This is a genomic window from Tateyamaria sp., assembly GCF_059783535.1.
On the sequence record NZ_JBYNDP010000034.1, the window covers coordinates 1 to 22,809 of the forward strand.

At 58.0% G+C, this 22,809-nt stretch carries 26 protein-coding genes; 23 read left to right on the top strand and 3 right to left on the bottom strand.

What is annotated here, in order from left to right:
* The 3 genes from AC6RA8_RS08920 to topA all read left to right on the top strand — a co-directional run.
* On the top strand, positions 1-668 hold a 668-nt coding region (locus tag AC6RA8_RS08920), incomplete at its 5' end, for a metallopeptidase TldD-related protein (protein ID WP_500352137.1).
* 224 nt (positions 669-892) lie between these two features.
* A complete protein-coding gene (gene dprA, locus AC6RA8_RS08925; RefSeq protein ID WP_500352139.1) occupies positions 893-2,044 on the top strand; it encodes a DNA-processing protein DprA in 1,152 nt (383 codons plus the stop codon).
* A 99-nt stretch (positions 2,045-2,143) separates the two neighbouring features.
* Complete coding sequence (gene topA, locus AC6RA8_RS08930) at positions 2,144-4,714, top strand: type I DNA topoisomerase (protein ID WP_500352141.1); 2,571 nt, start codon at positions 2,144-2,146, stop codon at positions 4,712-4,714.
* 2 nt (positions 4,715-4,716) lie between these two features.
* Here the strand turns inward: topA and AC6RA8_RS08935 are convergent, their stop codons facing one another.
* Positions 4,717-5,163: a MarR family winged helix-turn-helix transcriptional regulator gene (locus AC6RA8_RS08935; RefSeq protein WP_500352143.1), complete on the bottom strand. Its 447-nt coding sequence runs from the start codon at positions 5,161-5,163 to the stop codon at positions 4,717-4,719.
* Positions 5,164-5,263: 100 nt separating this feature from the next.
* Between AC6RA8_RS08935 and AC6RA8_RS08940 the strand changes: the two genes are divergently transcribed.
* The 5 genes from AC6RA8_RS08940 (at position 5,264) to AC6RA8_RS08960 (ending at position 8,330) form a co-directional block, all read left to right on the top strand.
* Positions 5,264-5,422: a hypothetical protein gene (locus AC6RA8_RS08940; protein WP_500352145.1), complete on the top strand. Its 159-nt coding sequence runs from the start codon at positions 5,264-5,266 to the stop codon at positions 5,420-5,422.
* 243 nt (positions 5,423-5,665) lie between these two features.
* The gene (locus tag AC6RA8_RS08945) at positions 5,666-6,361 is read left to right on the top strand and encodes a CoA transferase subunit A (protein WP_500352147.1); all 696 of its coding nucleotides are present in this window, start codon (positions 5,666-5,668) and stop codon (positions 6,359-6,361) included.
* Between the two features lie 11 nt (positions 6,362-6,372).
* Positions 6,373-7,401 (top strand): PAS domain-containing protein, encoded by a 1,029-nt coding sequence (locus AC6RA8_RS08950; protein WP_500352149.1) that lies wholly within the window; start codon positions 6,373-6,375, stop codon positions 7,399-7,401.
* A 19-nt stretch (positions 7,402-7,420) separates the two neighbouring features.
* Complete coding sequence (locus AC6RA8_RS08955; RefSeq protein ID WP_500352151.1) at positions 7,421-8,047, top strand: 3-oxoacid CoA-transferase subunit B; 627 nt, start codon at positions 7,421-7,423, stop codon at positions 8,045-8,047.
* A complete protein-coding gene (locus tag AC6RA8_RS08960) occupies positions 8,040-8,330 on the top strand; it encodes a GNAT family N-acetyltransferase (RefSeq protein WP_500352153.1) in 291 nt (96 codons plus the stop codon). The genes AC6RA8_RS08955 and AC6RA8_RS08960 overlap by 8 nt, the downstream gene beginning before the upstream one ends.
* 57 nt (positions 8,331-8,387) lie before the next feature.
* Here AC6RA8_RS08960 and AC6RA8_RS08965 read toward each other — a convergent pair whose 3' ends face one another.
* Positions 8,388-9,188, bottom strand: a complete 801-nt coding sequence (locus AC6RA8_RS08965; RefSeq protein WP_500352190.1) for a lytic transglycosylase domain-containing protein — start codon at positions 9,186-9,188, stop codon at positions 8,388-8,390.
* 7 nt (positions 9,189-9,195) lie between these two features.
* On the opposite strand from AC6RA8_RS08965, the gene AC6RA8_RS08970 reads away from it, so the two are divergent.
* From AC6RA8_RS08970 to cpaB, 4 genes are all read left to right on the top strand, one after another.
* Positions 9,196-9,342, top strand: coding sequence for a hypothetical protein (locus tag AC6RA8_RS08970; protein WP_500352155.1), 147 nt, complete (start codon positions 9,196-9,198; stop codon positions 9,340-9,342).
* A gap of 222 nt (positions 9,343-9,564) precedes the next feature.
* Positions 9,565-9,768 (top strand): Flp family type IVb pilin, encoded by a 204-nt coding sequence (locus tag AC6RA8_RS08975; protein WP_500352157.1) that lies wholly within the window; start codon positions 9,565-9,567, stop codon positions 9,766-9,768.
* A gap of 95 nt (positions 9,769-9,863) precedes the next feature.
* A complete protein-coding gene (locus AC6RA8_RS08980) occupies positions 9,864-10,052 on the top strand; it encodes a hypothetical protein (RefSeq protein ID WP_500352158.1) in 189 nt (62 codons plus the stop codon).
* A 197-nt stretch (positions 10,053-10,249) separates the two neighbouring features.
* Positions 10,250-11,107, top strand: coding sequence for a Flp pilus assembly protein CpaB (gene cpaB, locus AC6RA8_RS08985; RefSeq protein WP_500352160.1), 858 nt, complete (start codon positions 10,250-10,252; stop codon positions 11,105-11,107).
* Between the two features lie 11 nt (positions 11,108-11,118).
* Here the strand turns inward: cpaB and AC6RA8_RS08990 are convergent, their stop codons facing one another.
* Positions 11,119-11,256 (bottom strand): hypothetical protein, encoded by a 138-nt coding sequence (locus tag AC6RA8_RS08990; protein WP_500352161.1) that lies wholly within the window; start codon positions 11,254-11,256, stop codon positions 11,119-11,121.
* A gap of 49 nt (positions 11,257-11,305) precedes the next feature.
* Between AC6RA8_RS08990 and AC6RA8_RS08995 the strand changes: the two genes are divergently transcribed.
* From AC6RA8_RS08995 to AC6RA8_RS09045, 11 genes are all read left to right on the top strand, one after another.
* Complete coding sequence (locus tag AC6RA8_RS08995; protein ID WP_500352162.1) at positions 11,306-12,733, top strand: type II and III secretion system protein family protein; 1,428 nt, start codon at positions 11,306-11,308, stop codon at positions 12,731-12,733.
* A 10-nt stretch (positions 12,734-12,743) separates the two neighbouring features.
* Positions 12,744-13,409, top strand: coding sequence for an OmpA family protein (locus AC6RA8_RS09000; RefSeq protein WP_500352164.1), 666 nt, complete (start codon positions 12,744-12,746; stop codon positions 13,407-13,409).
* Positions 13,410-13,642: 233 nt separating this feature from the next.
* Entirely contained in the window at positions 13,643-14,881 is a 1,239-nt protein-coding gene (locus AC6RA8_RS09005) for a CpaE/TadZ family protein (protein WP_500352166.1), read from the top strand.
* A 23-nt stretch (positions 14,882-14,904) separates the two neighbouring features.
* Positions 14,905-16,332 (top strand): TadA family conjugal transfer-associated ATPase, encoded by a 1,428-nt coding sequence (locus AC6RA8_RS09010; RefSeq protein WP_500352167.1) that lies wholly within the window; start codon positions 14,905-14,907, stop codon positions 16,330-16,332.
* A 12-nt stretch (positions 16,333-16,344) separates the two neighbouring features.
* Entirely contained in the window at positions 16,345-17,310 is a 966-nt protein-coding gene (locus AC6RA8_RS09015) for a type II secretion system F family protein (protein ID WP_500352169.1), read from the top strand.
* 10 nt (positions 17,311-17,320) lie between these two features.
* Positions 17,321-18,301, top strand: coding sequence for a type II secretion system F family protein (locus AC6RA8_RS09020; protein ID WP_500352170.1), 981 nt, complete (start codon positions 17,321-17,323; stop codon positions 18,299-18,301).
* Positions 18,302-18,392: 91 nt separating this feature from the next.
* Positions 18,393-18,962 carry a tetratricopeptide repeat protein gene (locus AC6RA8_RS09025; protein WP_500352172.1) on the top strand — a complete coding sequence of 190 codons (570 nt, stop codon included), beginning with the start codon at positions 18,393-18,395 and terminating at the stop codon, positions 18,960-18,962.
* A 107-nt stretch (positions 18,963-19,069) separates the two neighbouring features.
* Positions 19,070-19,933 carry a tetratricopeptide repeat protein gene (locus AC6RA8_RS09030; RefSeq protein WP_500352174.1) on the top strand — a complete coding sequence of 288 codons (864 nt, stop codon included), beginning with the start codon at positions 19,070-19,072 and terminating at the stop codon, positions 19,931-19,933.
* Between the two features lie 6 nt (positions 19,934-19,939).
* Positions 19,940-20,437, top strand: a complete 498-nt coding sequence (locus AC6RA8_RS09035; protein WP_500352192.1) for a prepilin peptidase — start codon at positions 19,940-19,942, stop codon at positions 20,435-20,437.
* A 78-nt stretch (positions 20,438-20,515) separates the two neighbouring features.
* On the top strand, positions 20,516-21,823 hold the full coding sequence (locus tag AC6RA8_RS09040) for a DUF8689 domain-containing protein (RefSeq protein WP_500352176.1): 1,308 nt from the start codon (positions 20,516-20,518) through the stop codon (positions 21,821-21,823).
* Positions 21,820-22,608: an NAD(P)-dependent oxidoreductase gene (locus tag AC6RA8_RS09045; protein ID WP_500352177.1), complete on the top strand. Its 789-nt coding sequence runs from the start codon at positions 21,820-21,822 to the stop codon at positions 22,606-22,608. Before AC6RA8_RS09040 ends, AC6RA8_RS09045 begins: the two co-directional genes overlap by 4 nt.
* Positions 22,609-22,809: the final 201 nt, after the last annotated feature.

Consider the following 22,809-nt stretch of genomic DNA (forward strand, 5'->3'; position numbering starts at 1 on the left):
TGCACGAAGCGATTGGTCACGGGCTCGAAGGAGACTTCAATCGCAAAGGAAGTTCAGCCTTCGCTGGGCTTATGGGCGAAAGGATTGCCGCACCGGGCGTTACAGTTCTGGACGATGGTACAATTCCAGACCGGCGCGGGTCGATCACCGTGGATGACGAAGGTACGCCATCAGGCAAGAACACGTTGATCGAAGATGGCATCCTTGTTGGTTACATGCAGGATCGCCAAAACGCCCGACTGATGGGCGTGAAAGCCACCGGCAACGGTCGGCGGCAAAGCTACGCGCACGCTCCAATGCCGCGTATGACCAACACCTATATGCTGGGCGGCGACAGCAGGGCAGAAGACATCGTGGCTGATCTTAAGGATGGGATCTACGCAGTTGGTTTCGGCGGCGGACAGGTTGATATCACCAACGGCAAATTCGTCTTTTCGTGTACCGAAGCCTATCGCGTGGAAAACGGTAAGGTCGGCGCTCCGGTTAAAGGTGCAACTCTTATTGGCGACGGTGCCACTGCACTGAAACATATCCGGGCGATCGGAAACGACATGGCGCTGGATCCTGGTATGGGCAATTGCGGCAAGGCGGGTCAGTGGGTGCCTGTCGGCGTTGGCCAGCCGACTTTGATGATCGGTGGGCTGACCGTTGGCGGATCTGCTGCGTGAACAGACACTGATTCCAATTGTGTAAAATGAATGAAGTTTTGGCGCTTTTGAACGGTGCCCGGTTGTTGCGTGTGTTTTCGGCACGACAACACAAACTGTTTGCGCTCGGATATTTCACAACAAAATCAACGGCTAGCTGGGCGCATTGATATGAAGCGGCAAGTCTTCATGCGTTGTTAACCTTGCTGATTCTACAACATTCTCAGCAACGGACGGAGCCTCGGATGACTGAAAAGGATACCCATCCTTCTTCCACTCACCCCCCACTCCCACCCACCTCGGAAGATGACCAGTTTGCCCGTCTCCGTCTGTTGCGCTCACGCCGGGTCGGCATTTCAACGTATAAACGCCTGCTGATTGAACACGGCACTGCGCAAAACGCGCTGGCCGCGCTACCAGAGGTAGCGCGCGCCGCCGGCGTCGAGAGTTACCAGGTTTGTCCCGAAGGTGTCGTACACGCCGAACTGAAGGCCGCGCGCGCCGTTGGCGCACGGCTCGTGGCGTTTGGCAGTTCCAACTATCCTGCTCCGTTGATGGAGCTGAGCGATGCACCGCCATTCCTGTGGGTACTGGGCGAAACATCGCTGCTAAAGAAGCCGATTATTGCGCTTGTGGGCGCACGCAACGCGTCCTCTCTGGGCACACGCATGGCCCGATCATTGGCCCGCGACTTGGGCGCGGAGGGCTACGTCGTGGTGTCCGGGCTGGCGCGCGGCATCGACGCCTCTGCGCATCTCGCGGCGCTGACAACCGGCACGATTGCCGTGCAGGCCGGTGGTGTTGATACGATTTACCCTGCGGAAAACACGGCTCTGGCGGAAGATATTGCAGCCAAGGGCGCACGCATCAGCGAGCAGCCCATTGGCCTCCAGCCGATGGCGCGGCACTTTCCCGCTCGAAACCGCATCATCTCTGGTCTGGCCCAAGCCACCATTGTCGTTGAGGCGGCTGCCAAGTCCGGCAGCCTGATTACAGCGCGGGATGCGCTTGATCTGGGCCGTGATGTGCTCGCGGTGCCGGGCCACCCGATGGATGCGCGTGCGTCAGGGTGCAACATGCTAATCCGCGACGGGGCGACATTGGTGCGTGACGCATCCGATGTGCTTGAGGCGTTGGCGCCGATCGCCCCCGTTGCTGCACCAGAACTGCCATTGCAAGCACCGACAAGTGTTCCCAAAGACCGCCGCACACTTCAAGAAACGGCAGCATTGCACCAACAGATACTGTCACGTCTTGGCCCCTCACCCTTGGCCGAAGACCAGTTGATCCGCGACCTCGGTGCACCTACAGCAGCCGTCGCGCCAGTGCTTGTAGAACTTGAGCTTGATGGCGCCATTGATCGCGCACCAGGCGGTCTTCTGACCCGCGCCAGTTGATCGCACCCCATTGGGCCATGTTGACATTCGGGCCTTGCACCCCACATGTTGCGCCGCCATAGAGCAGCAGAATTATCCCGTTTGAGGTCACCCCGTTACATGCCTGTCGTCGTTGTTGAATCCCCTGCCAAAGCCAAGACGATCAATAAGTATCTAGGCGACGACTATACCGTTCTGGCCAGCTACGGACATGTGCGCGACCTGCCGCCCAAGGACGGATCCGTGGACCCCGACAACGAATTCGACATGTTGTGGGAAGTTGCCAGCGACAGCAAAAAACACGTCAAAGCCATCGCCGACGCCCTGAAAGATGACAACGCCCTGATCCTCGCCACCGACCCCGATCGCGAGGGCGAAGCAATCAGTTGGCACCTGCAAGAGGCGTTGACCAAGCGGAAGTCCATCAAGAAGGACACAGACGTCAAACGCGTTACGTTCAACGCCATTACCAAGGCCGCAGTCACCGAAGCCATGCAGAACGCGCGGCAGGTGGATATGCCACTGGTCGAAGCCTATCTGGCACGCCGCGCTCTGGACTATTTGGTGGGCTTTAACCTGTCACCGGTCCTCTGGCGCAAACTGCCTGGCGCCAAGTCCGCAGGGCGCGTCCAGTCCGTCTGCCTCCGCCTGATCACTGAGCGCGAGATGGAAATCGAAGCCTTCCGCGCCCGAGAGTACTGGTCCGTCAAAGCCGTGCTCGCGTCCCCGCGGGGACAGGAATACGAGGCGCGCCTCGTCAACCTGGCGGGCAAGAAGCTTGAGAAATACGATCTGGAGAATCAGACCCAAGCAGAAATGGCCCAACAGGCCATCACCAGCCGTGACCTGAAAATCCAGTCGGTCGAGGCGAAACCCGCCTCCCGCAACCCCTCAGCTCCGTTCATGACCTCGACACTCCAGCAAGAGGCCAGCCGCAAATTCGGCATGGGTGCACGTCAGTGCATGTCGTCAGCCCAAAGGCTCTATGAGGCGGGCTACATTACTTACATGCGGACGGATGGCATCGATATGGCGCCTGAGGCCGTTCAGAACGCCCGGGATGCAATCAAGGATCGTTATGGCGCCGAATACGTGCCGTCCCAACCGCGTATGTACAAGAACAAGGCCAAGAACGCGCAGGAAGCCCATGAGTGTATCCGGCCCACGGATATGGCACGCGATGCCGCGAGCCTGAAGATCACGGATGACGATCAGCGCAAGCTTTACGACCTGATCTGGAAACGCACCCTCGCCTGCCAGATGCAAGGCGCGCGGCTTGAACGTACAACGGTCGAGATCGGGAGCGACGATGGCCAAGTCGGTTTGCGCGCCACAGGGCAGGTTGTGCTGTTTGACGGGTTCCTGCGGGTTTACGAGGAAGGCCGCGATGACGTGGTGGTTGACGAGGACGACAAGCGCCTGCCACAGCTGAGCGAAGGTGAAGCTGCCGACAAGCGTTCGGTCACGCCCGAGCAGCACTTCACCCAGCCCCCGCCCCGCTATACCGAGGCAACGCTGGTCAAGCGTATGGAAGAGTTGGGGATCGGGCGCCCATCCACATATGCCAGCATCGTCACGACGATTCAGGACCGCGGCTATGTCCGAAAGGACCGCAACCGCCTGATCCCTGAAGACAAGGGGCGGTTGGTGATTGCCTTCCTCGAAAACTACTTCCGCAAATATGTCGGCTACAACTTCACGGCCGGGCTTGAGGAAGAGCTGGACGACGTCAGCGCCGGGGATCGCAACTACAAGGATGTCCTGGGCCGCTTCTGGCAGGATTTCTCTGCCGCGATTGCCGAGACGTCGGAACTGCGGATCACCGACGTGCTGGAAAAAATCAACGAGGTGCTGGAACCTCACCTCTTCCCGCCGCTCGAAGATGGCGGCGACCCCCGCCTGTGTCCAAATTGCGGACTTGGGCGTCTATCCATGCGTACGGCCCGGTCGGGTGGCGCCTTCATAGGCTGCTCCAACTACCCCGAATGCCGCTATACTCGCCCCTTCGGTCCGCCTGACCTCGAGGCAGAAGCGAGCGCGATCCCTCCCGAGGGGAAGTTGCTCGGCGAAGATCAGGGCGACGAAATTCGTGTGTTCAAGGGGCGCTTCGGGCCTTACGTCCAGCGTGGCGCGGTCACCGAAGAGAACAAGAAGCCACCGCGCCAGTCGATCCCCAAGGATTGGACGCCCGAGGAACTGGAGCTGGATCGCGCCGTCATGCTGCTGTCCCTGCCCCGCGAACTGGGTCCGCACCCAGAAGACGGAGTTATGGTCTGGGCCAATATCGGCCGCTACGGCCCGTATCTGAAACACGCGGAAAGCACGTCTGATCGCGGCGGCACTAATGCCAATCTCGAAAGCATTGATGAAGTTTGGTCCGTTGGTATGAACCGTGCTGTCCAGTTGCTGGCAGAAAAGGTTGCAAGCCGTGGCGGACGCGGTGCGGCTGCCAAGCCGCTGCATGAGTTGGGTGAACACCCGGATGAAGGCGGACCGGTCAACGTGATGAAGGGCAAGTACGGGCCCTACGTCAAATGGGGCAAAGTCAACGCCACAATCCCCAAGGGGACAGAGCCGGAATCCGTGACCATGGACATGGCCGTGCAGTTGATCGCGGAAAAGGCGCCCAAGAAGAAGGCCACACGCAAAAAGGCTGCGCCGAAAAAGAAAGCCGCCAAGAAAAGCGCCTGATCTCAGACGTCGATTTCCAATGCTTCGACACGGTCAGCGACCTTGCCGAGCAATCTGATCAATTCGTCCTGCTCTGTCACGGTAAGTGCAGACAAGAAGATTCCCATGTCTTTCAGGTCCTGATCGTGGATGGCGTCAGCGATCACCTGCCCCTCGGGTGTGAGGGTGAGCTGGTAGGCGCGCCTGTCGCCGGTGCATTGCCTGCGCTCAATCCAGCCGCGGTTGATCAAGCGCCCAATCACGCTGCTGGCCGTGGTCGCGGCGATGCCAAGTGATCCGGCAACAACGGATGCACGCACCCCCGGATCAGCGCGCACCATGCCCAGCGTGTGAAAATCCAACGGATTGAACTTGATGATGTGCTGATGTTCGGGCCCTGTCCGCTCGCTGATCAGCATAACGCGCATCACCGTTTTCACGTGGCGCAGAAGGTCATGTTCCTTGGTCATACACAAAAATTGCTCAGACCCCTTGAACCTGCAAGAGGGCTTCTTAACTAGTACGACAATCGCAGTAACAACTGCGAGAATCGCAGTAAAGGAACTGACCATGAAACGCTCGATCATTGCAACTGGTGTCGCACTTGCCCTGGTGTTTGGGGCCGTCACGTCTTCCGCAGCGATGACTTACACCTTCCCACCAGAAATTCCTGTCCGTGGTGATGTAGATGGTGCGGCCCAGGCAAACTGGGCATTTGAAAACTCTTAACCAGCGACAAGAAAACAGCGCGCCCGGCTCCCTCCGGACGCGCTTGATCAAACCCAAAAAAGAGTGTGCAATTCCAAGCTACTCCGGCGCAATTGTGAATTATTCCACATCACCGCCCCGGCGATGTGCCGACATAATGTAATATAACGCGCACGTTGCCCTCTTCGTTGACTTTGACAGTGCATACATTCACATACTGAACCCAGTGCGACTGCCCTGCCACGGGGCCTCTTGGGGAAAAACATGAAGAAGATTTACGGCTCAGCTTCCGAAGCGCTGGATGGGCTTTTGTTTGACGGCATGTTCATCGCGGCTGGAGGGTTTGGCCTGTGCGGCATCCCCGAACTGCTGTTGGACGCGATCAAGGATGCGGGCACCAAGGATTTGACCTTTGCGTCGAACAATGCCGGTGTGGATGATTTCGGCATTGGCATCCTGTTGCAGACACGCCAAGTCAAAAAAATGATCTCATCTTACGTGGGTGAGAACGCCGAATTCATGCGCCAATACCTGTCAGGTGAACTTGAGCTTGAGTTCAACCCCCAAGGCACACTGGCCGAGCGCATGCGCGCTGGCGGCTGTGGTATTCCCGGCTTCTATACGAAGACCGGTGTCGGAACCGTGATCGCCGAGGGCAAAGAGCACAAGGATTTCAGTGGCGAAACATATATCATGGAAGAAGGCATCTTTGCCGATCTGTCCATCGTCAAGGCCTGGAAAGCAGATGAAACGGGCAATCTTGTTTTCCGCAAGACAGCTCGCAACTTCAACCCGCCTGCCGCAATGTGTGGTAAGGTCTGCGTTGCAGAGGTCGAAGAGATTGTGCCGACGGGCAGCCTTGACCCCGACGCAATCCACCTACCTGGTATCTACGTCCACCGCCTGATCCAGGGTGACCATGAAAAGCGCATCGAACAACGGACAACGCGCGCTGCGTGAGGAGCCAGGCCATGCCTGACACCATCGAAGAACTACTGCAGGACGATAAATCTTTCGAAGGGTTTTCGCGTGCGCAGGTCGCCATGGTCGTGACCAACCCGCACATCGAAGACAATCCGATCGTCTACGTGAACCAGGCGTTCACCCGCTCTACCGGGTATGCGCGATCGGCATCCATTGGCCGCAATTGCCGGTTCCTTCAGGGTGAAGGAACGCTGAAGTCAGACGTGGACAAATTGCGCGCGGGCGTCGAGGCAGAGGAAAGCGTCTCGGTCGACATTCTGAACTATCGCGCAAATGGCGAGCCGTTCACCAACCGCCTGATTGTCGCCCCTGTCCACGATTCACGAGGCGAGACGCAATACTTCGTCGGCATCCAGAAAGAGCTGCGTCAAAGTGAGATGACAAGCAGCGCCGAGGCGATAAACGATCAGCTGATCGAGATTCAGAACCGCGTTGCATCTGATCTTTCAATGATCATCGGTATGATCCGCCAGCAATCCGGTACGACGTCTGTCCCGGAGGACTTTGCAGCGCTGAGCCGCCGGATCGAAACACTGCAGCTGCTTTATGAAGAAATGAAACTCAGCGATCAGCAGTCCAATCGTGACAGCATCCAGATGGGCAGCTACCTGTCCCGTCTGTCAGCGGCGATTGCGCATATCGAAGGGCGCTCAGGCATTCGGGTATCGCTGCAGATTGAGTCATTGGAAGTGCCGATCGAAACAGCGACACGTGTCGGTCTGGTCCTGTCCGAACTGCTCACAAATGCGTTCCAGCATGCCTTTGACCGTATTGACATGGGACTGGTCGAAGTGCGGATGAGCCGGCTCAGCGCCGGTGGGCTGCGCCTGATCGTGGCCGATGACGGTGTGGGCATCCCGGCGGAAATGGAGTGGCCCGACAGCAAGACTGTCGGCGGACGTATTGTATCTGGTCTGATTGAAGGGCTAGAAGGTACATTGCACCTGGGCCGTGGCGCCGCAGGAAGCTTTATTACCATTGACGTGCCAGCAGGCGCGGCACCCACCGACGAATAGTGAATAATAAGGACAATTGATGCCCTGGGATCGCAACCAAATGGCGGCGCGTGCCGCCCAGGAACTTGAAGACGGCTGGTATGTGAACCTCGGGATCGGGATCCCGACCCTGGTATCGAACTACATCCCCGACGGGATAGAGGTCACGCTTCAATCGGAAAACGGCATGCTGGGCATGGGCCCCTTCCCCATTGAGGGCGAAGAGGACGCGGATTTGATCAATGCAGGCAAGCAGACGATCACCGAGCTACCCCAGACCGCGTATTTCGACAGCGCGCAAAGCTTTGGCATGATCCGTGGCGGCAAGATCGCCATGGCGATCCTGGGCGCAATGGAAGTGGCCGAAAACGGCGACCTGGCCAACTGGATGATCCCCGGCAAGCTGGTCAAAGGCATGGGTGGGGCCATGGACCTTGTTGCGGGCGTCGGTCGTGTGGTGGTTGTGATGGATCACACCAACAAGCATGGCGACAGCAAAGTCCTCAAGGAATGCACGCTGCCGCTCACAGGTAAGGGCGTGGTTGATCGCATCATCACAAACCTTGGTGTACTGGATGTGGTTGATGGTGGTCTGAAGATCGTCGAGGTTGCCGACGGCGTCACCGAGGACGAACTGCGCGCCGCGACCGAAGCAACCCTTGTCTGACTTTGACATCCGCCGGGAAGAAGACGGGTCGAAAGGCCGGTACGTCCTGACCCGTGATGGCGCCGAGGCGGAACTGACCTACTCGATCCTGTCGCCGCAGACGAGGATTGCAGATCATACAGGTGTACCTGATGTCATGCGTGGCAGCGGTGCCGGGCAAGCGCTGGTGAAAAGGCTCGTAGAAGATGCGCGGGCAGAGGGATGGAAGATTGTACCTCTCTGTCCCTTCGTGAACGCCCAGCGGGCAATGCATCCAGATTGGGCTGACGCATTCAACGTCTGACCGCCCCCCTATATACACTATATAATAGGAGCGGCGGCTTACCTCTGATGCGGTGGCTCAATTCAGTGCCGCGAAAACACACCCGTCTGTGACAAGTTCCGGCGGTGTCACGCACAGGCCCTTGGCAACCTGAAACGTTGCCAGAACCTTGGGTACATAGTCCCGTGTCTCCGAAAACGGCGGAACACCTTTATGGGTCCGCACGGCGCCCTCGCCCGCATTGTATCCCGCAAGCACAAGGACCGGATCGCGTTCAAACGTGTCCATCAGCCAATCCAGGTATTTCACACCACCCGCAATGTTCTCAGCGGGGGAAAAGCTGTCCGTCACCCCGAAGCGCGCGGCAGTGTCCGGCATCAACTGCATCAACCCCTGCGCCCCTGCTCCGCTTAATGCATCCGCTTTGCCCGCAGATTCCACCATCATTACAGCCAACACCAGCGCGGGTGAGACATCCGTACCGATGGTTGCCTTGAGGATGTCGATGCCTTGCGCTTGAGCCAAGGCTTGCATTTGCTGCAAACGCGGGACGGGAACTGGCTGTTTCGCTCGAGCCAGCGCTCTGAGCGCCTCATCCAACCGGCCTGGGCCCGCCTCGTCCATCTCGGGCGAGATATCTTGCCAGAACCAGTCAAAGCGCGTCGATGGGGCCTTGGGGGCCACCGCAGCGTCGGACGCTTGCGGCACACTTGCTTCCGTTGTCGGGGCTTCAGGTTCGATCTGCACGGTGATCCGTTTCGCCGTTCCCGGCTGCGGCGGTTTCACGCGCTTGGCAGAGAAGTCTTTAAAGGTGGGCGGATCATCCGCAAAGGCATTGCCACACATCAATGATAGCACTGCCACAAGCACTACAGACATACGAACCATGAAACTGCTCTCACTTTGGCGCCCGCTCTACGGCTGGGTTTTTAAAACTATCGCAAAAAACCGGGTTTCAGGCCAGTCTGGACCGAGAAAAAATGGCAAAGCTGCCACATTTGCCATGCTGATTAACGAAAATTACACCAATTGACATTCACCCCCCAAAAATAATCAAGTAAAAACATATGCTTAAAAAAATGTCTCGAAAAACTCTGGCTGAGACGTGAAATCCTCAATTTGCCGTCAAATTCGTGCCCCAATCCCCCGACTATATAGCGGCATACCAAGTCGGACACGGGCCAATGAGAGAGAGCGGCTCACAAAGGACGGCGAGGTTATTGTAAATCTACTGATCCTTTGGAGGGACACTATCATGATCAAGTTTATCAAAAACTTCCGCAAAGACGAAAACGGTGCCGTGACTGTTGACTGGGTTGTTCTGACCGCAGCCGTTGTCGGCCTGGCGATCGCAGCCTACACCTCGATCCAGTCCGGTGCAGAAGACCTGACATCCGCCACCGAGACGTTCCTGGGTGAGCAAACTGTTGGTTCGATCGGCGCACCTGCTGGCGAATAATAGTCCGGACGTAATCGTCTGAACAAAGGGGCCGTGACCGCAACCGGACGCGGCCCCTATTTTAATTGAAGTCATTCGAGCATGTGTAGAGGTTGATGATGATCCAGTTCCTGAAAAACTTCGGACGCAGTGAACGCGGTGCAGTGACAGTCGACTGGGTTGTGCTGTGCGCAGCAGTCGTCGGCTTGGCAATTCTCATCGTCACGACCATGCAATCCGGCGCATTAACGCTGGCCGACAATGTCGGAACATTCTTTGACACCCACTTCTTCACTGGGGAATGATCCAGCGCAAAGAGATTTTTGTTCAAAGGCCCGGCCGCCACATGCGCGCCGGGCCTTTGCTTTTTTAGACAAATACCGCCCTGAATGCCTCGCGCCTTCCTCACCCCTTCCCAGAAATCGCCACATTCGTCCGTTAACAAAGTCGCAAGAGGTTCCGCCCCGTTCCGGAGCAGGAGCCCAAGCAATGAGGTAATGAAATGCGACTGGTATTCGGATTGGTCTTGCTTGCAGGCATCGCGCTCGCGGGCGGGGCTGTTTACATGGCCAAAAACTATATCGGGAAGTATCAGGTGGCCTTGGCCGCCGAACGCGCCCAACGCGAGAAAATCGTACCGACGATTCCGGTTTATGTCGCGGAGCGTCAACTAAAGTACGGTGAAGAACTGACTGCCGAAGACGTGCGCGCCGTGGATTGGCCCGAAACATCCGTGCCCGAAGGTGCGTTTACCGCAGACAACCCTCTCTTTCCCGAGGGCGTGACCGAAAACCGCGTTGTTATCCGCACCATGGAAAAACACGAGGCCGTGCTTGCCGTCAAAGTGACCGAACCAGGTGAAGAAGCCGGCCTGACATCTCGTCTTGAGCGCGGCATGCGCGCTTTTGCCATCCGCGTCGACGTTGCAACCGGTGTTTCCGGCTTCCTGCGCCCGGGTGACCGGGTAGATGTTTATTGGACAGGTCGCGTTGACCGAACCCTGGACCAAAGCCGAGGCGACGTCACCAAGCTGATCCAGCCCGCCATCAAGTTGATTGCCATCGACCAGAATGCTGCCGGAGACCTTGATGGAACGGTCATCGCACAGACCGTGACAGTCGCCGTTGCCCCGGCACAAGTGGCCAAACTGGCTCAGGCACAGTCCACCGGACGCCTTTCACTGTCCCTCGTCGGAGCCGAGGACGACACCGTCGCAGGTGCCATCGAAGTGGATCAACGCGCTCTTCTTGGCATCGAAAGCAAGGCGGTGAAGGTGGAAGTGGAAGAAGAAAAGACCTGTTCGATCCGGACGCGCCGCGGCGCGGAGGTTGTACAAATTCCGATCCCCTGCACCAACTGATTGCCCCCATTTCAATCACTTACGCCGGCGTCACCTCTTGTGGCGCCGGTTTTGACTTTACCTTCTGTTGCCAGTTGTCCACATAAAAGAATCACCTGAACCCATTGATTCTTGCAAAAAAATCTAAACTGCCGCATGGTATCAGCCATCACGGGCATCAAGACCCGGCATCGAGGCGTGATCAAAAAGGCAGGTCACATGAAAATTGACGGATTCTTCAAGGCGGCCCTCCTGGGGCTGTGTTTTGCTGCAGGCCCCATTGCAGAAGTGGCGCAAGCAGAAAACTTGCGGGTGGTACGCAAGTCCACAGATTCGACCCTGAGCGTGCCGATGAATCGCGCGGTCGTGGTTGAAAGCGACACCGCGTTCGCCGAACTGAGTATCGCCAACCCGGCGATCGCAGATATCTCATCACTTAGCGACAAGACGATCTATGTCTTGGGCAAGTCACCGGGTCTAACCACACTGACCCTGCTGGATGCAAACGGTCGACTGATCACGAACGTGAACGTGCGTGTTTCCGCAGACATCTCCGAATTCAAAGAACGGCTACGCCAAATCTTGCCAGGTGAGAAGATTGAAGTGCGGACCGCCAATGACGGTATTGTCTTATCGGGCATCGTATCTTCCAGTGCACGTCTGCAACGGGCTCTGGATCTGGCGGAACGCTATGCCGAAGGACGCGTCAGCAACTTGATGAGTGTTGGCGGCATTCAACAGGTGATGTTGAAGGTGCGCTTTGCCGAAATGAACCGCAATGTGTCTAAGTCGCTCAGCTCATCCCTGTCCTTGAACGGTTCCCTCTTCTCAGGGGATATTGATGTTAACGGCGGCAGTGGCACGACAGTGACGTCGGGCGGGATCGCAGGCGCTTTGGGTGGCAATGTGCCAGCCAGCAACGAAAACAACGGCGCCATCCTGTTTGGCTTCAACGCAGGCAGCACGCGCGTCGGTCTTTTGCTGGAAGCCCTTGAAACCAAAGGGGTTGTTCGCACACTGGCCGAGCCAAACCTAGTCGCACTGTCTGGCCAGGAAGCACGTTTCCTGGCGGGTGGTGAATACCCCGTCCCGATTGCGCAAGAAGATGGAGTTATCACCGTTGAGTTCAAACCATTCGGCATCCAGCTCAACTTCATTCCACGCGTTGTTGACAAGGACCTGATCAACCTGGAACTCGAAGCGGCCGTATCCGACATCGATACAACAAACGGGCTGACATTCGACGGCTTCACGATTGATGCGTTCAGCCGTCGCGAGACAGCGACAACGGTCGAGTTGCGCGATGGCGAAAGCTTTGCAATCGCGGGCTTGCTCGAGGACAACTTCATCGACAACAACAATCAACTGCCCTGGCTTGGCGATGTGCCGGTTCTGGGGGCATTGTTCCGCTCTGCATCCTACCAGCGCAGCCAGTCGGAACTGGTGATTATCATCACCGCACACCTTGTTTCTCCGGTTCGCGGCGATGCCTTGGCGTTGCCCACAGATCGGATCAAACCCCCAAGCGAGCGGGACTTGTTCCTCTTCGGTCGTACCGCCGCCGGCACACGAGCCCCTGAACAGGGCGGTGCAGGCGAGGTTGCCAAGCAGGACTTCTCCGGCTCTTATGGCTACGTGTTGGACTAAGGACAGGGTCATGAAACCGATCTTCACCGTCACATTGGCAAGCAGTTTGGCCCTTGGTGCCTGTACCGCATCCAACGACCCCGTATACACGCAGTTCTACAGAGAAGCTGGAGCGCTCGTCGATACGGGGCAGTTTGGAAACGCAACTGCAAACAACACGCTGATCCTGACAGGTGAGCGGCAGTACACCTTCGACCTGGCTCAGCGTTTTGCAACCGAAGTGGGCACAACCGTCAATTTCGCGTTCAATTCATCGCGGCTTGATGCAGGCGCGCGAGACGCCCTGCGCGAACAAGCTGTCTGGATCCGCCAGTTCCCTGAAATCCGGTTCCGTGTGTATGGACACACCGACGCTGTGGGGTCGGCGGCGTACAACAAACGCTTGGGCCTTGCTCGTGCAAACGCTGTTGTGAGCTTCCTGACCAGCCAGGGCATCAGCCGCTCTCGTCTCGAAGCGGTCGCCTCTTTCGGCGAAACGCAACCGCTTATCGTCACGCAGGGCCGCGAACGACGCAATCGCCGCACCGTGACCGAGGTCAGCGGCTTCGTGAAAACGCACCCAGCCGTGCTGGACGGCAAGTATGCCCAGATTGTCTATCGCGATTATGTCCAGTCGGCGGCATCGCCCAGCACACTGACTGGCACCACCGGCGCTGACTTCAGAACCGAACAGTAAAAACAGCTTCATTTTACCAAAGGGCCCGCAGACAATCCTGTCTGTGGGCCCTTTATCGTTCTGAGATACCCAACAATTGGAGTTTTTTGGCCCAAATCTCGCCTGAATTCGTTGCGACAACTGCCCCTGAGGACACGTATGCCCGGCAAAAGCACCGGGTGAGGGCCACAACATCCACCTGCCAAAACGGCAAAATCGGATGTCAGGCCCATTGAGCAAAGGACGAGTGGGCAATGAGCAGCGCAATGCCGCAACCAGAAACTGCACCAATCACGGCCTGTACCGTCAGCCGTGATGTTCAGAATTTCGACTTGTTGATCGAGGACATGGAACAGGCACTGGGCGAATCCTGGGGCGATCTCGGCTTTGCCGAAGCCCTGGCCTTTTTCAATCAACCTGATGCCGAAGCCATGGAATTTGTGGCCTTGGCATTGAATGAAGAAGACGAAGACAACCTTGTTCTTTTGGGCGAGATCATCACCCAAGCCAAAGCCCATGGCATCAAAGTGATCCTGATCGCCGAAGACGTCACACCTGCATCCTTGCACCAGTTGTTGCGCCAAGGGGCTGATGAGTTTGTCCCCTACCCGCTTCCCGAAGGCGAATTGCAACAAGCAATCGATCGCCTGCAATCCAGTGGGCAGCCACAACCTGCCACGGATGAGAAGACCGCAAACCTCAAATCCGGCGCGGACAAACAAGGTGCTATCTTTGTCTGTCACGGTGTGGCCGGCGGGACAGGCTCCACGACACTGGCCGTAAACCTGGCATGGGAATTGGCCCTGCTGTGTGAGGGTGATACACCCTCGGTCTGCTTGTTGGACCTTGACTTTCAGTTCGGCTCCGCCTCGACCTATCTCGATTTGCCGCGGCGTGAAGCTGTGTTTGAAATGCTGTCCGACACCGAAAGCATGGATGACGAAATCTTCGGCCAGTCGCTTTTGACCTTCGAAGAAAAACTGCAAGTGCTGACCGCCCCTTCGGACATGATCCCGCTGGATCTGGTCACACCCGAAGACGTGAATCGCGTGATCGAAATGGCACGCGCGCACTTCGACTATGTCGTTATCGACATGCCGTCGACGCTCGTCCAGTGGACAGAAAGCGTGCTGACCGCGTCGCATCTCTACTTCACGACGCTTGAGATGGATATGCGCTCAGCCCAGAACACACTGCGCTTCAAACGCGCGCTGCAAGCCGAAGATCTGCCGATCGAAAAACTGCGCTACGTACTGAACCGTGCGCCAAAGTTCACCGATCTGGGTGGTAAGGCACGGGTCAAGCGTCTGTCGGAAAGCTTGGATATCTCGGTCGAGGTGCAATTGCCAGACGGCGGTAAGCCAATCAGCCAGGGCGCCGATCATGGCGTGCCACTGGCAAGCTCCGCCACCAAGAACCCGCTGCGCCGCGAAATCGCCAAGCTGGCCGCATCCATTCACGAACTCAGCGAGGACCACGCCAAGGCGGCGTGATCCATCAATCCAAGGATCCCTCGATGTTTTCCAAGTACAAGAAAGCCGCCCCGAAAGCCCCCGCAGCCGAAGAAAAGGTTGCCGAGCTTCCCAAGGCCGACGCCCCCAAGAAGATCGCGCGCAAGGCCGCCCCGGCCAAGCCCGCGACCGTCACACCCATGGACAAGGAGCGCAAGCGCAAGGAACGCATGGGCGAGATCAAGCTCGAACTGCACCGCGCGCTTCTGGACAACCTGAACCTCGCGGCTCTCGAACACGCGACCGAACAAGACTTGCGCCAGGAAATCAGCGCCATCTCAACAGAGGTGTTGACCGAAAAGAACATCATCCTGAACCGTGAGGATCGCCAGACCCTCAACCAGGAACTGTTTGACGAAGTGACGGGGCTCGGTCCCCTTGAGACACTTTTGAAAGACGAAACCGTCAACGATATTCTGGTCAACGGCCCGCAACAGATCTTTGTTGAACGCTCGGGCAAGCTGGAACTGACCGACATCACGTTCAAGGACGAACGCCACCTCCTGCGCATCATCGACAAGATCGTGAGCGCCGTGGGCCGTCGCGTCGACGAATCCAACCCTTATGTGGACGCCCGTTTGCAGGACGGTTCGCGTTTCAACGCCATGGTGCCCCCCATTGCGGTGGACGGCAGCCTGGTTTCCATTCGTAAGTTCAAAAAGGACAAACTGGGCATCGACGACCTGGTGAATTTCGGCGCCTTTACCGAGGAAATGGCCGCCTATCTTCAGGCCGCCGTCGCCACGCGCCTGAACGTCATCGTGTCAGGCGGTACAGGCTCCGGTAAAACGACCACGCTTAACGCGCTGTCGTCCTTCATCGACAACGCCGAACGTATCCTTACGATCGAGGATACCGCGGAACTCCAACTGCAACAGACCCATGTGGGCCGCATGGAAAGCCGTCCGCCCAACGTGGAAGGCAAGGGCGAGGTTTCACCCCGCGACTGCTTGAAAAACGCCCTTCGTATGCGCCCTGACCGCATCATCGTGGGTGAGACGCGCGGCGAGGAGGTTATCGACATGCTGCAGGCCATGAACACCGGCCACGACGGATCGATGACCACAATCCACGCCAACTCCGCACGGGACGGGGTCAGCCGTCTGGAAAACATGATCGCGATGGCCGGGATCGAAATGCCGATCAAGGCGGTGCGGTCCCAGATCTCGTCGGCTGTGAACCTGATCGTGCAGGCGTCGCGTCTGCAGGACGGTTCGCGCCGCATGACCTCGATTACGGAAATCACCGGGATGGAGGGTGACGTGATCTCGATGCAGGAAGTGTTCCGCTTCCAGCGCGTCGGCCTCACCCCCGACAACAAGATCATCGGTCACTTCACCGCCACCGGCGTGCGGTCACACTATTCGGAACGCTTCCGTCTGTGGGGTTATGACCTACCCGCTTCCATCTACGAACCCGTTGCCGCCGAGTAAGGACCTGAAACGATGAGTGCAGAACCAATTATCTACGGCCTGATCTTTATCGGCGTTCTGGTACTGGTCGAAGGCCTGTACCTTGTCGCCTTTGGCAAGTCGATCAGCCTCAACAGCCGTGTGAACCGCCGTCTGGAAATGCTGAACAAGGCCGGTGGTCGCCGCGAGGAAGTGCTCGAACAACTCCGCAAGGAGATGCAGCAGCACATGGGCGCGCGGTCCATCCCGCTTTATTCGCTGCTGGCGGATAAAGCGCAAAAGGCCGCCATCGCATTCACGCCTAAGCAGCTGATCATGATCATGGGCGGGCTTTCGGCCGTGGCCTTTGTCGGGCTTAGCGTGGGCACTGAAACCGAAACCCCGGTCCGGATATTGATGTCCGTGGGTATTGGCATCGCCGCAGTCTATTTCTGGGTTTCGTCCAAGGCAAACAAACGGCTGAGTATGCTCGAAGAACAGCTGCCGGACGCCGTGGAACTCATGGTGCGCAGCCTGCGTGTCGGTCACCCGTTCAGCTCAGCCATTCAGATCGTGTCGAAAGAGGTGCAAGACCCCCTGGCTTCGGAATTTGGACTCATCTCGGACGAAGCCGCGTTCGGACGCGATGTGGGCGAAAGCCTCAAGGACATGGCCGAACGCCTTGATATGCAAGATTTGCGCTTCCTTTCGGTTGCTGTGACGATCCAGCAGCAATCCGGCGGTAACCTTGCAGAAATTCTCGCTGGTTTGGCCAAGGTGATCCGCGCCCGCTTCCGCCTTTTCCGCCGGGTCAAAGCGATCACGGCCGAGGCAAAGTGGTCGGGCAAGTTCCTGTCCGCCTTCCCCATCGTGGCGCTGATCGTCATCAACGTGAGCGACCCACACTATTACGACGATGTGCGCGACCACGCCTACTTCATTCCCGCCTGCTTTGCCGTAGGTATTTTTCTGGCCGCAAACCTGATGGTGATGCGCGTCCTGACCAACATCAAAGTTTAAGGAGCCTGCGATGGACGCCCTATTGCAACCCATAACCGATATGCTCGGCCCGCTTGGCTATATCGTGCTGGCAGGCGTACTCGGTGTGATGATGGTCGCGATCGTGATCATCATGATGCTGCGGCAACCCGAGGACCCGCTGACGAAGCTCAAGAAATCAAGCCAGCCTGCGACCGCCGGTGGCCCAAACAAAGAGCGTTTGCGCCAAGGCTCGCGCAACGAGCAACTTGAACGGTTTTCGAAATTCCTTGAGCCCGAGGATGTCGCAGAGCTGTCCAAACGCCAGCTGATGCTGCGCCAGGCGGGGTACCAATCCCGTGATGCGGTGCGCATGTTCCACGCGGCCCAGTTCCTTCTCGGTGTCTTTGGTCTCGCCTTGGGTGTTGTCTATACCAACTTCATTGTTGGTACCGACAACATGACGACACAAAAGATCATCATGTTCACAATCGGCCCCGGTGGCGCAGGTTACTACCTGCCTCAATACTGGGTGACACGTCGTGTCGAGATGCGGAAAGAGGAGATCACTCAGGGTTTCCCCGACTCTTTGGACATGCTTCTGGTCTGCGTCGAAGCCGGGCAATCCCTGGACCAGGCCATCACCCGCGTTGCCGGGGAACTGCGAGCCTCCTACCCCGCACTGGCTGACGAATTCATGATTGTCAGCTATGAAATGAAAGCCGGTAAGGACAAGGTGAGCGTGTTGAATGACATGGGCGAACGCTGCGGCGTACAGGACGTGGCCAGCTTTGTGACCGTGCTGATCCAATCGACCAGCTTCGGTACATCCATCGCAGAAGCGCTGCGCGTCTACGCGGGTGAGATGCGCGACAAGCGTGTTATGCGGGCCGAAGAGGCCGCCAACAAGCTGCCAACCAAGATGACGCTGGCCACCATGATGCTGACAGTGCCGCCTTTGCTTATGATCCTCGTGGGTCCATCTGCACACGGCATCACACAATTTGGCAACATGAGTTCACTCGGCAACTAGGCCAATGGTCTAACCCGTGCTACAACACTTGCACCGCGCGTTCTTTCCGGACGGGCGGTGCAGTCAATAATGAGACGTGGCAACGACCACCATGATCACAGGCATCCGGGCATTCTCTGCTCTTTCCCTCGCATTTGCCCTGACCGCTTGCGGAGAGCCGGGCATCGACGCCTCGCAGACTGGGCCGTTCGCCCCAGGCATCGACCGCCGCGCAGAGGGGGTAGACGGGGTTGAAGTGGGTCATCGCCTGATTGCTGCGGGCGAGTTTGAACTGGCCATCAAATCCTTCAATCGCGCAGCACTTGACCGGGGCGGGTTTGACGCAGAAATCCTGTCCGGTCTCGGCACCGCCAATCTCGGGCTCGGCAGATTGAACCAGGCGGAAAAGCTCTTGCGCCGCGCCACCACGGAATATGATCCGGTCCCGTCTGACCTCAACAACCTTGGTGTTGTACTCATGGAACAGGGCGAAACTGCCGAAGCCGTACAGATCTTTCGCCGTGCCTTCGCATTGGATGACGGAGAAAGCACACTAATTCGGGATAATTTGCGCTTGGCACTCGCAAAATCTGAAAATTCTGATACCGTAGCTCCTAATGAGAGCCAGTATAAACTGGTCCGTCGAGGCAGCAGCGACTTTTTGATCCGCACTGCATCATGATTTTACCGCCTTCGGGTGGGTTTGAGGCTGCGCTGTCACAGGCGCAAAAGGGATGCGACCGGGCAGCAAAAAGCACGGCGCGAACGAGCAGGAAAAAGGACGCAAACATGCGCCACTCTGTATTCATGGCCGTCGCTCTCTCGAGCGCTATGGCCCTTGCCGCTTGCGACCAGAAAAACGCCGAAGAAACCGTTGAACGGGCCTTTCAGGACGTGAATGTCGTCGATGAAAGCGATCTGAACGACGTCATGCTGACGGTCGCCGACCCGAACGAAGCGGTGGCTTACTTCAGCCGCACCAGCAAGGAAAATCCCGACCGGATTGATGCGCAGCGCGGTCTCGCGATCAGCCTTGTGCGGGCCAAGCGCTATACCGAAGCCAGTTCCGCCTACGCCAGACTGGTGAAACTTGACGGCGTCACGAATGACGACCGCGTGGATTTCGCGGACGCACTCCTGCGCTCAGGCGACTGGGCCCGCGCCGAGGAAGAGTTGGACAAGGTTCCCCCGACCGTCGAAACCTTCAAACGCTACCGGCTGGAGGCCCTTGTCGCCGACAGCAACAAGGAATGGAAAAAGGCCGACAGTTTCTATGAAACCGCCGTGGGCCTGACCACCCGCCCCTCCGGCGTGTTGAACAACTGGGGTTACTCCAAGCTGACGCGCGGCGATTTCGACGATGCCGAACGGTTGTTCACCGATGCCATTCGCCAGGATTCCAGCCTGTTCACAGCCAAGAACAACCTGATCCTCGCCCGTGGCGCCCAGGGCAACTACAGCCTGCCAGTGATCCCCATGGATCAGACTGAGCGTGCGCAACTGCTTCATACGTTGGGTCTGGCGGCGGTCAAACAGGGCGACCTCGAAACGGGCAAGGGCCTGTTGCGCGACGCCATCGAAACCCATCCGCAGCACTTCGAGGCGGCGGTACGGTCGCTGCGCGCACTCGAGAACAACGTCTCGAACGGGTAAGACATGATGGCGCTTTCGGCCACGGTGGCCCTTTGGTTCCTGCCGCTGCTGGTGCCGCTCTGCCTGTATGTCGCCTACACCGACTTGGCAGAAATGCGGATCACCAATCCGACAGTGCTTGCCATGGCTGCGATCTTCGCGGTCATGGGACCATTCCTGTATCCGATGGACGCCTACCTGTGGCAGCTCGCCCATCTGGCGATCGTTCTGGTGGTGGGCATGATCCTGAACGCCGCTGGCGCCATGGGGGCGGGTGACGCCAAGTTCCTCGCCGCAGCTGCACCATACGTGGCGCTTGGGGATATTCGTATGCTCATGGCGCTCTTTGCCACCGTCCTTCTGGCGGCCTATGCCGTCCACACTATCGCAAAACGCACACCCTTACGCACATTTGCCCCCAATTGGGCCAGTTGGAGCCAGGAAGGGCGCAAATTCCCCATGGGTTTTGCACTGGGCCCTACCCTTGCGATCTACCTCGGACTGGCCGCGCTGTACGGCTCTTGACCTGTTAAGGCCACATTTTGGCCGAAGTGCTGCGGTAGACCACACACAACAAAACGCAGCAAAACACAGGCCCGCCCCATGAACATGCAAGTCTCGGACGTGATTGCGCCCCCGGCTCCCAAACGGCTGGAAGAGATGAAATTGCCCGTTGTTATGATGCGGGACATCTTGCTGAAAACCATGTTCCGCAAGAATCTCGACATGGTGTCCGACCTCAGTCCGGCGCTGTGTTTGCCCATTCCGGTTGTCCAGGAACTCATCGACATGTGCCGTGATCAGCGGCTGATGGAGGCGACCGGCACGCTCAACGCCAACAACGGCAATGAAATGGGCTATCAGCTAACGGAAACCGGCAAGGCACGCGCCTTGGATGCGTTGGCGCAATCCGAGTATTTCGGCGCCATGCCGGTCCCGCTGGAAGTTTATCGTGAGCAGGTCAAACGTCAGTCCATCCGCAACATCATGGTCACGCGGCAACAGCTTACCGGTGCGATGGGCCACCTCGTCCTGCCCGATGACCTTTTGGATCAACTTGGGCCGGCGGTCAGCGCAGGTCGGTCGATCCTGATGTATGGCCCTCCGGGCAACGGTAAATCCTCGATCTCCAACGGTATCCGCGATGCCCTGGGGGACAACGTCTTTGTCCCGCGTGCCATCGAATATGCGGGTCAGGTCATAACGGTCTACGACCCGATCGTCCACGTGCAAGCCCCCGAAGACGCCCAGGACCCCACATCGTTGCGCCGCAAGACCCCCTATGACAAGCGCTACGTCAAATGCGAACGTCCCACGGTGATCACCGGGGGTGAGCTGTCGCTGGACATGCTGGACCTCGTCTACAACCCCACGGCACGGACCTACCAGGCGCCTCTGCAGCTGAAGTCCACCGGCGGCATCTTCATCGTGGACGACCTTGGTCGTCAGGCCGAACCACCGCAGGCGCTGGTCAACCGCTGGATCGTTCCGCTCGAAGAATCCAAGGACATCCTCGCCCTGCAGTCGGGTGAGAAATTCGAGGTCCCATTCGACACGCTGGTCGTCTTCTCGACCAACTTCCACCCCAACGAAATCTTCGACCAAGCGGCCCTGCGCCGGATCTTCTTCAAGATCAAGATCGACGGCCCCAATCAGGCAAATTTCCTGAAAATCTTTGCCATGGTGGCCAAGAAGAAAGGGATGACCCTGAGCGAAGAGGCACTCGTCTACCTGCTCAAGGTCAAGTATCCGACGATCGACAACATCTACGCCAACTACCAGCCGAACTTCCTGGTGGATCAGATGGTTGCCACCTGCAACTTCGAAGGCATCCCGTTGCAGATGACCCCTGAGCTGATCGACCGGGCATGGGCCAACATGTTCGTCAAGGACGAACATATCGTCAAATGATTGGGCTCGCGGGCTGCGGGCGCATGGGGCTGCCAATGTTGGCCGCCCTGCGCGACGGAGGCACGCGGGCCAAAGGCTTTGACGTTGTGGACAAGGGCCTGCCCCACACCACCACAAACATCATGGCCTTTGCCCCCGAAGTGGAAACCCTGTTTTCCGTTGTCCGGGACGAAGAGGAAACCAACGCTCTTCTGTTTGACACCCAAAACCTGATGGGCACCGCACCCAAGCTGCGGCGCATCTTCATTTGCTCTACGCTGTCACCGCGCTACGTTCTTGGTCTACGCGACAGGGTGCCGGACCACATCACCCTGATCGACGCGCCGATGTCCGGTGCGGTCATCGCCGCTGAAAACCGCACGCTCAGCTTCATGCTTGGCGGCACACAAGCCGACATCGACGATGCCAAGCTACTGCTGGCCCTCATGGGTCAACACTTCCACCACATGGGCGCATATGGTGCCGGAATGCAGGCCAAGGTTTTGAACAACCTGCTCGCGGCGTCTCACACTGCAATGACCCGCCTTGTGCTGGACTGGGCGGACGAGGCCGGGCTCGACACTCAGCACCTCCTGAACCTGATCGAAACATCATCGGGCCAAAACTGGCTCGCCTCCGGCTTTGACACGATCGAATTTGCCAAACACGGCTATGCGCCCGACAATTCCATCGGCATTCTGGTCAAGGACGTGGCAGCCGCCCTCGACGCCGCACCCGACGGCGCGGACACATCGCTTCCCAAACAGGTACAGGCCAGCGTCCGCGCTTTGAAACCGCGCGCCTGACCCACCGCATGTTGCGTTAACTCCAGAGGAACCGCACGATGGGGGTGCACAGGGGGTGTACGGATGCTGCACGGGGGGTGACACCCTGCCATCCGCGCTTAACCTCTCTGAATGCCGAGTAAATCTCCGCTCGAATCGCCACCCCCTTCCCTGTTTCAAAAAAATCTCCGCCGGAGGCTGCCGCACTTCCCACCTGCGCCA